Here is an 11,394-nt window from a genome sequence, read left to right on the forward strand (position 1 = left end):
AGGTCCGCCACGAGCCTGTTACTCTCACGCCCATGAAACGTCGAACTACAGCGCCGCGGCGTGCACGCGGATCGGAGCCTGTCTCGGTGCCGTCTCTCACGGCGGCGCAAGCATCTGCGCTCGAAATCTACGATACCACCTTGCGGGATGGCGCTCAGGCGGAGGATGTCAGTTTCTCCGTGGAGGATAAGCTTCGTGTGGCGCAACAACTGGATGACCTCGGTGTGCATTTCATCGAGGGGGGATGGCCGGGTGCAAATCCGAAAGACATCGAGTTCTTTCGTATGGTCAAGACTATTCCCTTCAAGAATGCGACCATCGTAGCGTTCGGTTCGACTCGGAAAGCCAGCAACTCGGTTCGAAAAGATAAAAACCTTCAAGAATTGCTCGCGTCCGGTACTCCAACCATCACGCTCTTCGGTAAGAGTTGGTCGTTTCAAGTAACGGATGCATTGGGCATTGCGCTCGCCAAGAATTTGGAGTTGATCGAAGACTCGATTCACTACTTGCGCTCCAAGGATCGTCGGGTCTTCTATGACGCCGAACATTTTTTCGACGGATACAAGGCGAATCCAGACTATGCCTTGCAGACGATTCGCAGAGCGATTGCCGGGGGCGCCGAGCGGGTCATTCTCTGTGATACCAACGGCGGGACCATGCCGTGGGAAATCCGTGAAATTTGCCGTATTGTGAAGCAGGAATGTCCTGTACCCTTGGGGATTCATGCGCACAACGACAGCGAAATGGCGGTGGCAAACTCGCTCGTCGCCGTGGAGTCGGGCATTCTGCAGGTGCAGGGGACGATCAACGGAATCGGTGAGCGATGCGGCAATGCCAATCTCTGCTCCATCATTCCAAATCTACAGTTGAAAATGCAGCGGCCTGCGCTCGGCAACAAGCTGACGCACCTGAAGGATGTATCCGGGTTTGTGACGGAGATCGCCAACCTGATGCCCAATAAGCGGCAACCCTACGTCGGGGATGCGGCCTTTGCGCACAAGGGCGGCGTGCATATTCATGCGGTGCTCAAGAATGCGGCGACCTACGAACACATCGATCCTGCAGCGGTGGGAAACCGTCGTCGGATCTTGGTCTCGGATTATGCGGGGCGCAGCGGGCTCCTGGAAAAGGTTGAAGCGTACGGCATTTCGCTGAACAAGAATCACGCAAAGTTGCAAGAACTGGTCGAGACGCTCAAGGAACGCGAAAGCCAAGGGTACCAATTTGAAGGTGCGGAGGGATCGTTTGAGCTGCTGATGCGCAAAGCCATGGGCAGCCATCGTCCGTCCTTTCAGCTGCTCGGCTTCCGGGTGATTGTCGAGAAGAAGCAGGAGCACGGTCTGCTGTTGTCGGAGGCCACCGTGATGGTGAAGGTCGGGGAGGTCGTCGAGCATACGGCCGCTGTCGGGGCCGGTCCCGTGAATGCCCTCGACCATGCGCTCCGTAAAGCCTTGGAGAAGTTCTATCCGCAACTTCGTGAAGTGAAGCTTCTGGACTATAAGGTCCGTGTGCTCTCTGCGGATAAGGGGACGGAATCGAAGGTGCGCGTTCTCATTGAGTCGGGTGATCACAAGGACAAGTGGGGCACCGTCGGTGTGTCGGAAAACATCATGGAAGCGAGCTGGCAGGCACTGGCGGACAGCATCGAGTATAAATTGCTGCTCGCGGATCGTTAGGCTCTTTTCACCTCCATCGGGCGCACATAATCCTTGACAGGGCAGGTAACCTCACGTAACTTATGGGGAAATTCTTTGTCTTGGACGCTGGACACCAAGAAGCACTTCCTAAGGAACGACTCTAGTGGATGGCGGGGGGAAAGGCATGAGAAAGGCGGATATCGCGAACGAAATCTTCAAGCAGGTCGGAGTATCCAAGAACGATGCAGCCGATATCGTCGAACTCGTGCTCAATCTGCTGAAGGGAGTGCTACAAAAAGGTGACGCGGTCAAAATTGCAGGATTCGGGAATTTTGTAGTACGAAGCAAAGGGGCTCGCAAGGGACGGAACCCGCGAACCGGAGAAGAAATCGGGATTACTCCCCGGCGAGTGGTCACGTTTCGGCCCAGTCAGGTATTTAAAAAGTACGTCAATTCCTAATCGCTACCTTGCTACGAGCACAAGCAGCATGAGGACCGGTCATGGGGAATGAGCCCAGACTGGGAAGCAAAGTCTTTTACAAAATCGGCGAAGTCAGCAAGATTTCCAAACTGCCGGCTTATGTCTTGCGGTTTTGGGAATCGGAGTTTAGCTTCCTGAGACCGAAGAAGAGCCGCGGCAATCAGCGGCTCTATGTGCAGAAAGATGTCGATACGGTGCTGGAGATCAAGCGCATGCTCTATGACGAGGGGCATACGCTGGCCGGGGTGAAGCGGTACTGGGCTCGTCGAGGACGAGTCACTGTGAAGAAGCTGAGCTCGCGGAAAGAACTGGCACAACGTGTCAGAGGCGACCTCCAGGCGATCATTAGAATGATCGATTCTCATTCGTCGTGAACGGTTTTTGTGATGCGGGCGGCTGCGTCCACTTGTGGGTACATCGATGTCGTGTGTGTCGGGGCGTAGCGCAGCCCGGTAGCGCACTCGCTTGGGGTGCGAGGGGTCGTGGGTTCAAATCCCGCCGCCCCGACCATCGGCACGATGTTCTCTACCACTGTCAGTGTCCTGAGGGACGTTGATCATTGCGGACGATCTTGTGAGTGTGTTCGAGTGTGTTCCCCTCTCTTGTGTCCCCACTCTTGATCCAGCGATTTCGGAACTCCTCTTTCACGATCTGTGCGAAACGTAAAGGAGCGGTTGTGGCGCGTGTACGGATTCTTGTGACGAATGACGATGGCATTGCGTCTCCCGGGATTCACGCGGTCGCGGCGGCGTTGGGTGCATTGGGGGAAGTGTGGATCGTCGCACCCGATCGGGAGCGGACAGCCGTCGGGCATGCGGTCACGTTGCATAAGCCGCTTCGTATTACCAAGATGGCACCCCGTGTCTTCATGGTGAACGGGACACCTGTGGACTGTGTCAACTTGGCTCTGGTGAAGGTATTGCCGGGGCGGCCGTCGTTGATCGTCTCGGGGATTAATCGAGGGGTCAATCTCGGCGATGATGTGATGTATTCCGGCACCGTGTCGGGGGCTCTGGAAGGAACGATTCTGGGCATCCCCTCGATCGCTGTGTCTCAAGAGGGTGACGAGACGTTCCGGTTCGATGTCGGAGCGCAGTATGCGGCTCGAGTGGCTGCCGAGGTATTGCGGCATGGATTGCCGCCGGAAACGATCCTGAACGTGAATATTCCGAATGCTCCGGTCCGGTCGATCAAGGGGGTGAAAGTGACCTGCTTGAGTCGGCGTCGTTTCAACAACCCCGTCGTTGAAAAAGTCGATCCGAGGGGCCGGAAGTATTACTGGATCGCCGGGACGCGTCAGTCGTGGAGTCGTGAGAAAGATGCCGATCACGAAGCGTTGGAGCAGCGCATGGTGTCCGTGACCCCGATCCACCTGGATACGACCCACCATGAAGTGCTGGAACAGTTCAAGGCGTGGGAGCGGCCGCTCTCGAAACCGTCTGCGCTTCCGACACCGCCGAAGCCACGCGCAAGAAGGAGAGCCCAGGCGTGACCGGCCTCATCGAGTGGTTGATCGAAGTGCTCGGCCGGTTCGTGATCGCCACGATTTCGACCTTCGGCTATACGGGTATTGTCATTACGATGGCGATCGAAAGTGCCTGTATCCCACTGCCGAGTGAAATCATCATGCCGTTTTCCGGCTACCTGGTCTCCACCGGACAATTTTCAATGTGGGGCGTAGCCTTCGCCGGCGCGATCGGCAATGTGCTCGGGTCCCTGGTCGCGTACTACGTCGGGGTATGGGGAGGGCGGCCGTTTGTCGAACGCTATGGCCGGTATTTCCTGGTCTCGCAGCACGATGTGGACGTGGCCGACCGGTGGTTTGCGAAACATGGGGAGGCCGCGGTGTTGATCGGCCGGCTGCTACCCGTTGTGCGAACGTTCATCTCTCTCCCGGCGGGAATTGCCCGCATGGACATCAAAAAGTTCGTGCTGTATTCATTCGTGGGCGCGCTTCCCTTCTGTTATGCGTTAGCCTATGTGGGACTGAAGATGGGGGAGCACTGGAATGAGTTGCACCAGTATTTCCATCACGCGGATCTGGTGATCGGGTTGTGTCTTGCCGTGGGCCTCGGGTATTTTCTCTGGTCCCACTGGCCGAAGCGTCGTCCGTCTATGGAGTAAATGCGCATCATGTTGCGTCTCTACAATACCCTGACCGGAAGCAAAGAGCCGTTCGAACCATTGGTGCCCCGCAAGGTCCGCATGTATGTGTGCGGGGTGACGGTGTACGACTATTGCCACATCGGACATGCCCGGAGTGCGCTGGTGTTCGACGTGTTGCGCCGGTATCTGGAATACTCAGGTTTCGTCGTCGAGTTTGCCAAGAACTTCACGGATGTCGATGACAAGATCATCAAGCGGGCGAATGAACAGGGTGTGAGCTGCGAGCACGTCACCACCACCTACATCAACGCCTACTACGAGGATATGGAGAAGCTCGGTGTACGCCGCGCGACGCTCGAACCCAGAGCGACGGAACATATTGCCGACATTGTGCGGCTTGTCGACACGTTGCTCACTAAGGGGATGGCGTATCGTGTCGACGGGGATGTCTATTTCCAGGTCGATCGGTATCCGGTGTACGGCCGGCTCTCGAAGCGGAACGTCGATGACTTGCAAGCAGGAGCGCGTGTGGATGTCGATGAGCGGAAACGTCACCCGATGGATTTCGCACTCTGGAAAGGCAGCAAGCCCGGTGAGCCTTCGTGGGATAGTCCTTGGGGCCCGGGCCGTCCCGGCTGGCATATTGAATGTTCCGCGATGGCCATGCGGCATCTTGGTGAAACATTCGATATCCATGGCGGGGGGATGGATCTCATTTTCCCGCACCACGAAAATGAGATCGCGCAATCCTGCGGGGCCACGGGCAAGGAATTCGCGCGGTATTGGGTGCACAACGGGTTTGTTCAGATCAATCAAGAGAAGATGTCCAAGTCGCTCGGTAATTTTTTTACCATTCGCGAAATCTTTCAGAAGTCGGAATGGCCTGACACGGTGACCGGCGAGATGCTGCGCTATTTCCTGCTCACGACGCACTATCGAAGTCCGTTGGATTTTTCCGATCAGAGTCTGAAGGAAGCGAAAAACGCACTCAACGGATTCTACGATCTCTTTGAGCGGCTGAATGAATCCGCTCCGGTCCATAGTGCAGGCGATCAGCCGATGCGGGATGCGATGGTGCGGACGCGCGCGGCGTTTGTGGCCGCCATGGACGATGATCTGAATACGCCCAACGCGCTGGCGGCCTTGCAGATGTTGCGAGGGGAGACCAACAAAGCTCTCGAAGCCGGACTGTCCGGTGAGATGCGGCGGATGGTGCGGCAAGAGTTCCGGGCCTTAGGAATCGTCCTGGGGCTCCTCCAAACCGACACCTGGCGATTTAAAATTCAACGGCAGCAGCCAGCATCCGGCGGAGCGGAGGCATCTACGGACGCCCTGTCAGACGAGGACATTGCCGGCAAGCTAGCCGCACGTCTGGCCGCAAAGCGATCGAAGAATTACCAACTCGCCGACCAGTTGCGAGCAGAGTTGGCCTCCCATGGCATTACGATTGAGGACCGCCCGGATGGCACCAGTCGATGGAAGCGATAACTCGCTGGATGTGATCTACGGCCTCCACGCCGTGCGTGAAGCGCTTCGCGCCGGGGTTCGTCCGATCCAACGTCTCCTCGTGTTGGGAACCGATCGACAGTTCGGGGAAATTGCGCGTCTGGCCCGCGAGCAGCGTGTGCCGGTGCGAGTCGAACCGCGGGCTGCGTTGGATCGACTGGTTCCTTCAGGTCACCACCAGGGGGTGGTGGGTGTGGTTGCCGCTAAAGCCTATGCGGAGTCCGACGATATTCTCGCTTCCGCGCACGTTGAAGGGCGGACGCCACTGCTGGTCCTGTTGGACGGCGTGGAAGACCCGCACAACCTTGGGGCGATTCTGCGGACGGCCGAAGCGTCGGGCGTGCAAGGCGTCTTTATTCCGGAACGCCGCGCAGTGGGGCTGACAAGTGTGGTGGCAAAGGCCTCTGCCGGGGCGGTCGATTACATGCCCGTCGGGCGTGTGCCGAATCTGTCGCGCTTGATCGAACGTCTTCAAAATGCAGGCATTTGGGTCTATGCGTTGGATGCCGAGGCTCCAAAGGCCTATACCGAGCTCGATTTCAGCGGCCCGGTGGCACTCGTGTTCGGCGGGGAAGGAACTGGGGTTCGTCCAGGGGTGCGTGACGCCTGCGATGAGGCCGCCCACATTCCCATGCTGGGGAAAGTCAGCTCGCTTAATGTCTCGGCATCAGCAGCCATCGTGCTGTATGAGGCATTGCGTCAACGTCGGGAAGGTGCGGGGAAGAAGCCGTAAGGAAGGGTGCGAAGGGGCTCACCGGAGCTTCAGCATTTTTCCCTGGATGGCGGCCTTGAGCAGTTGGGCGGTATTGGAAACCCGGATCTTTTTCATCATATTCGCCCGATGCGCCTCAACGGTTTTGACACTGATTTTTAACCGCTGAGCAATTTCCTTGTTCTTGAATCCGGTCCAAATCAACTCGAGGATTTCCTGTTCGCGTGTTGTGAGTGCTTCGGGACGTCGTTTGCGAAGGGGAAGAACAGGATCCGGTGCGGATACTTTGGCTCGACTTTTCGTGGTCTTGGCGACTGGCGACATGTACATCTAGCTCCACTTCAGGTAAAGGCAATTCACAGATTGAGGCTTGCGACCTTCTGCGCCAAAATTGCTCCCGGATTATACGCAGTGCCTCCGGCGTTTGTAAATGAAAAGCGCCAAGGCATGGGGTCTTGTCGTCTGCTCTTATTGCCCTAGGATTCAATACGTACTATTAGAAGAGGGCTCGTGTCGAGCCTGGCCACATTGTTTCAGGAATGTTCATGATTCCATATGTGACGGTACTGCTATTCGGCGCAGTGATCGGCAGTTTTTTGAATGTCTGCATTCATCGCCTTCCGCGTGAAGAATCGGTTGCCTGGCCGGCTTCTCGCTGTCCCTCCTGCCGCCAGGCGATTGCTTTCTACGACAACATTCCGATTGTGAGTTATCTGCTTCTGCGGGGTCACTGCCGGGCCTGTCATGTGCCGATTGCGATCCAGTATCCAGTGGTGGAAGCGGCCAACGCGATCGGATACGTGCTGGTCTTTTGGACGTTCGGGTTTACGCCGGCGGCCTGGGCCTATGCGGCGCTCGTGTCCGGGCTAATCGTGGTGACGGGGACCGACCTCTCCCATACGATGATCCCGGACGCCGTTACCCTGCCGGGAATCGTCATCGGTCTGCTGTGTGCCGTCTTGATCCTTCCGATAGGACTTGTCGATTCCATGCTCGGTGTGTTGTTGGGCGGCGGGATCCTATGGTTTTTGGCGTGGATCAGTCCCTACGTGTTCGGGAAGGAAGGGATGGGGGGCGGGGATATCAAGCTGATGGCCATGGTCGGGGCCTTCCTCGGCTGGCAGCCGGTGTTGTTGGCGATTATGATCGGATCTTTTCTGGGGTCCATTGTCGGTGTCGGGCTCATCGCCATCGGGGTCATGCGGCGTGAGCAGTACATTCCATTCGGACCGTTCTTGGCAGTGGGATCAATCCTTGCCCTGTTGTTTCATCAGCCCCTGCTTGAGTGGTATTGGGCGCTGATCGACATTCCTCAGTAATTGCCTTCAAATCGTTATCCAGAGCCAATTTCCAAGGATCAGCGCCTCGCCGAACTGTATCTGAACGGATGACTGACTGTATCCGATTCGGAACAGTTCATAACTGTTCACGCGCTTTTTTCTGTCCTACCTCAGGCAACATTCCACGGCTCACGGCAGATTTCCTCAACATTTCTATAGCTTCGCCGGCCGCTTCGTAGAAGAGGTGGCCTCATTGCTTCTACAGGCGTCGGGAATGAGAAACGGCATGGAACTTGGAAATGCTCTACGCGCTCGAAGAAAGGAGCCGGTATGAACGAACGTGGCGGGAGTCTTGTGGAGCTGTGTACGGTGGTCGCGATCATCGGGATTGTGGTGGGCGTGAGTGTGCCTGGATGGGCCGCCCTTGTCGCAAAACATCAACAGCGCGCGGTGATGGTGGAGATCGCATCGGAGTTGCGCATGGCCCGGCAATTGGCGATGGCGAGGCATGAGCGTATTCGAGTGGTCGTGGATGCGGAACAGTATGAATTGCGCACGGAATGCATGGACTGTGACACAAGCTTGCTGCGCCGGTATGAGTTCGCTCACAAAGGCACGGCGGTTGAGTCGATGACGACGAAACCGGAAATCATGTTTCAGGCCAGCGGTCGTTCGGCCACGGCGACGACCATGGTCCTGGTCGACGGTCGTCGTGCGACACATCAGGTCACGGTGAGCATCACCGGACGGGTGACCCTGTCATGACACAATGTGAGTCGAATCGTGTGACGCGACGATCTGTGTTGATGAGTGCCAAAGGGTTCACCCTCGTGGAGAGCATGGTGGCGTTGGTGGTGCTGTCGATCGGCGTGATCGGGACAATCGGCATGTGCGAATGGGCTGAGCGAGGTCTGCAGCGCGGGGCGTTGACGACAACCGCGCTGGCGCTCGCTGAATCACGGCTGGAGGCCAAGCGGAGTGTGGCGTGGGAGCGGTTGTTGATGGACGACGTGGATCAAGACGGAATAGTGGAGTCCGTCATGCACGACGATGGCTTGCAGGATGATCAGACGAACGGCGACGGCATCTTCACGGCCAGTGCCACCCAGTCCAACATCCGGCTTGTCTGGACCGTGGAACTGAATCGCGGCCATGAGCCAGCCGGGGCGAGCCTGGCGACTATCGAGGCGCGCGCAATCTTCCGGACCATGGGAGGGCAGGAGAAAGAGGTTCGCGTTCGCACGATCCGGGCCAATCCTCGGTATGTCGGCCTGTCTGTGTTGTCATGAGGCGCGGCATGGTCAGCAGTTCGCACGCGCCAAAGCACATGAATATTGGATGGTGCCTCGGCTCTGCCGGAGCGAGTCTCATAGAACTCCTCATCGCAATGGCGATCAGCAGCATCGCAATATCCGCTTCAATTCATGTCTTTTCCTCAGTCGGCCTGCGGTTCGGCGCACAGCATTCGACGATGGTGACGAATCAGGACCTGCGCCTGGGTTTGGATGTGCTGTGCAGCGAGGTGCGTCTGGCTGGAGGCGGATTGTTAGGTGGAGATTCGCCGTTTCTCAAGGCGAAGTCGGACGAGATCGAATTCTTCGCCAACTTGAGTGGTGCGTCGACTACGCTGACACAGGTCGCAGAAATCGGCCGCCAGGATCTCCCTGTGGAAGAAGGAGCCGGTTGGCCAAAAGGCAAGCAACTACTGGTGTGCACAACCGTGCACTGCGCCTGGAATCAGTTGGCTGCCGATGGACGGAAGCAGACGCTGACATTGGTGACACCGACTGCCGAACAGTTTCCAGTGCGTAGCGCCATATTCCTGCTGAATCGAGTCCGTTACTACGTGAAGCGCCAGGATGATGGGGCGATGCGGGTCATGCGTGATGTGGATGGCGGTGCGAGTACGCTCTTGGGCGATGTGAGTCAGTTCGAGCTGCAATATTTTGATAGGGAGGGGCGTGTGACGACGGACTTGAGCGAGGTGGTGCGGGTACGTGTGGCGATACAGGCCGGACGACAAGGAGCGAGGCTGGTGCGGGACGTGGCAATCCGGATGTAATAGGTAAAAGGAATAACTATGAAGACAAGCATGGGACGATCACGAATTGCGGTGCGGCGAGATGAGAGGGGAATGGCGTTGTTGGCGGTGCTCATGGTGGTGTTTCTGCTGACCTTGCTGGGGATGACTTCTATGCAGTTGGCCGGCCAGGAGATCGTCGGCGCCAGTGCGTTACAAGAGGAACGGCTTGCGCACCACGCCGCTGAAGCGGCGGTTGATGTAGTGATGGGATGGTTTCACGATCCTGCGCTGCATCCGCAGGGAGTCGAGACGACGTGGTTGACGAAACGGTTGGTGAATGCACAGGGAGATGCCTCCTATTTCGATGCACAGGGGCGCGCACAGTTTGCGGGAACCGGTGCGTCTCCGGATGTGGTCTTTGATGCGGCCAATGCTCAGCATGACCGGCTTATGAACGATCCGCAGGCCGGTTGGTTCAAATCCCTCAAGGGGCTTGCGAGGATTCTCAAGTTACGAGTCTATGGGGCGACGCGGCCGGGTCTGCTCTGCACGGTGGAGGTGACGGCCGCAGCCGGCCATACCTCACGGGTAACGAAAACGGTATCCGTCGAATTCGGCGCCTATGCCGTTCCGGCGCTGCACGCGCCGATCCAGAGCGGCACAGTAGGAAATGAATCTGCGCCACCCTCGGCCGGTTCGGTGTTTGCCCATTGGGGCGACATGGTGGTACGCGGCAAAGCGTATTTCCCTCGACCGGAGGCGGTCCCGATGAAGAGCGGGTTGGCACCGGTGACGGGGCAGGCCTATGACGAAATGACGCACCGCGAAGATCGCTGGTTCACCATCCGGCTCGGTGGCGACGCGTTTTTTGCGCAGCTCCCGGCAGAGGCCTGGTCGGGACTTCCACTCAATCTCCACACGCACCAGGATCCGGTGCCTGGTCTCAAGGTAGACCAGTGGGACTACGACACTTTGAAAAGTATGGCCAGGCAGTTCGGGCAGTACTACGGCATCGACCGGGATGGATTGCTGTATGCCGGTGGTGTGATCCAGCCAGGATCGGGGCGCCCAGCCTCGGAAGTGTTTGCCTCGAAGGGCCCCGGTGACCATCGGGGGTTGATCTTTGTCGATACGCTCGATGGGACTTCTCCGCGACTTGACAATTTAGGGACGATTGTGCTCGATCAAGAGTATGCCGAGGGCATCTTCATTGTGAATGCGCATGTGCTTTGGAAGACAGAGACGTATGGTAAACCGATTCCGGCTCTCAGTCCTCCGCCGGAGGGTCAGCAATCGCTCGGGAGCCGGATTCCGGTTCAGTTGCCCGGCATTCATCTGCAGGGCGTTCTGTATGTCGCGGGTGATGTGCGGTATGCAGGACACCTCAGAGTCTATGGCGGGGTAGTCTCGCAAGGGGCCATTGTGGATGTTGCGAACGGGTCGGGGAAGTTGGAAGTTTGGTACAACCACGACCTCCGCGAGGGGCTCGTGCAGGGTATGCCGTTGGTCTTTGTGGCAGCTGGCAGTTGGCAGGCCAAAATCTGACGGCAGTGCTGCGGGGTTGACGCGGTCATCCTGCCGGCATGTTGAATCCAGACAATCATCTGCAATCGAATCGTCTCCACGGAGTCCAGAAAGGAATCGCTTCC

General features: G+C 57.6%; 13 protein-coding genes and 1 tRNA gene. 13 read left to right on the forward strand and 1 reads right to left on the reverse strand.

Annotation, left to right across the window (positions count from 1 at the left end; translation table 11 throughout):
• Window positions 1-86: 86 nt before the first annotated feature.
• The 8 genes from H8K11_03475 to rlmB all read left to right on the forward strand — a co-directional run bounded on the left by H8K11_03475 (window position 87) and on the right by rlmB (window position 6,463).
• Window positions 87-1,676, forward strand: coding sequence for a citramalate synthase (locus H8K11_03475; protein MCS6262793.1), 1,590 nt, complete (start codon window positions 87-89; stop codon window positions 1,674-1,676).
• Window positions 1,677-1,821: 145 nt separating this feature from the next.
• Window positions 1,822-2,097, forward strand: coding sequence for an integration host factor subunit alpha (locus H8K11_03480; GenBank protein ID MCS6262794.1), 276 nt, complete (start codon window positions 1,822-1,824; stop codon window positions 2,095-2,097).
• A 41-nt stretch (window positions 2,098-2,138) separates the two neighbouring features.
• Window positions 2,139-2,492 (forward strand): MerR family transcriptional regulator, encoded by a 354-nt coding sequence (locus H8K11_03485; protein ID MCS6262795.1) that lies wholly within the window; start codon window positions 2,139-2,141, stop codon window positions 2,490-2,492.
• Between the two features lie 59 nt (window positions 2,493-2,551).
• Window positions 2,552-2,628 (forward strand) — tRNA-Pro (locus tag H8K11_03490).
• Window positions 2,629-2,794: 166 nt separating this feature from the next.
• Window positions 2,795-3,610 (forward strand): 5'/3'-nucleotidase SurE, encoded by an 816-nt coding sequence (gene surE, locus H8K11_03495; protein MCS6262796.1) that lies wholly within the window; start codon window positions 2,795-2,797, stop codon window positions 3,608-3,610.
• Window positions 3,607-4,242, forward strand: coding sequence for a DedA family protein (locus tag H8K11_03500; GenBank protein MCS6262797.1), 636 nt, complete (start codon window positions 3,607-3,609; stop codon window positions 4,240-4,242). Before surE ends, H8K11_03500 begins: the two co-directional genes overlap by 4 nt.
• A gap of 6 nt (window positions 4,243-4,248) precedes the next feature.
• A complete protein-coding gene (locus H8K11_03505) occupies window positions 4,249-5,712 on the forward strand; it encodes a cysteine--tRNA ligase (protein MCS6262798.1) in 1,464 nt (487 codons plus the stop codon).
• On the forward strand, window positions 5,687-6,463 hold the full coding sequence (rlmB, locus tag H8K11_03510) for a 23S rRNA (guanosine(2251)-2'-O)-methyltransferase RlmB (protein MCS6262799.1): 777 nt from the start codon (window positions 5,687-5,689) through the stop codon (window positions 6,461-6,463). The genes H8K11_03505 and rlmB overlap by 26 nt, the downstream gene beginning before the upstream one ends.
• A gap of 18 nt (window positions 6,464-6,481) precedes the next feature.
• On the opposite strand, the gene H8K11_03515 is transcribed toward rlmB, so the two are convergent.
• Entirely contained in the window at window positions 6,482-6,772 is a 291-nt protein-coding gene (locus tag H8K11_03515) for a response regulator transcription factor (GenBank protein ID MCS6262800.1), read from the reverse strand.
• 215 nt (window positions 6,773-6,987) lie between these two features.
• Between H8K11_03515 and H8K11_03520 the strand changes: the two genes are divergently transcribed.
• The 5 genes from H8K11_03520 (at window position 6,988) to H8K11_03540 (ending at window position 11,290) form a co-directional block, all read left to right on the forward strand.
• The gene (locus tag H8K11_03520) at window positions 6,988-7,761 is read left to right on the forward strand and encodes a prepilin peptidase (GenBank protein ID MCS6262801.1); all 774 of its coding nucleotides are present in this window, start codon (window positions 6,988-6,990) and stop codon (window positions 7,759-7,761) included.
• 291 nt (window positions 7,762-8,052) lie between these two features.
• Window positions 8,053-8,487, forward strand: a complete 435-nt coding sequence (locus tag H8K11_03525) for a GspH/FimT family pseudopilin (protein MCS6262802.1) — start codon at window positions 8,053-8,055, stop codon at window positions 8,485-8,487.
• 20 nt (window positions 8,488-8,507) lie between these two features.
• Window positions 8,508-9,011 carry a prepilin-type N-terminal cleavage/methylation domain-containing protein gene (locus tag H8K11_03530; GenBank protein ID MCS6262803.1) on the forward strand — a complete coding sequence of 168 codons (504 nt, stop codon included), beginning with the start codon at window positions 8,508-8,510 and terminating at the stop codon, window positions 9,009-9,011.
• Window positions 9,012-9,049: 38 nt separating this feature from the next.
• Window positions 9,050-9,784, forward strand: a complete 735-nt coding sequence (locus H8K11_03535) for a hypothetical protein (GenBank protein MCS6262804.1) — start codon at window positions 9,050-9,052, stop codon at window positions 9,782-9,784.
• 30 nt (window positions 9,785-9,814) lie between these two features.
• Window positions 9,815-11,290, forward strand: coding sequence for a hypothetical protein (locus tag H8K11_03540; protein MCS6262805.1), 1,476 nt, complete (start codon window positions 9,815-9,817; stop codon window positions 11,288-11,290).
• Window positions 11,291-11,394 lie beyond the last annotated feature (104 nt).

This window comes from Nitrospira sp. (assembly GCA_024998565.1).
Lineage (GTDB): Bacteria > Nitrospirota > Nitrospiria > Nitrospirales > Nitrospiraceae > Nitrospira_A.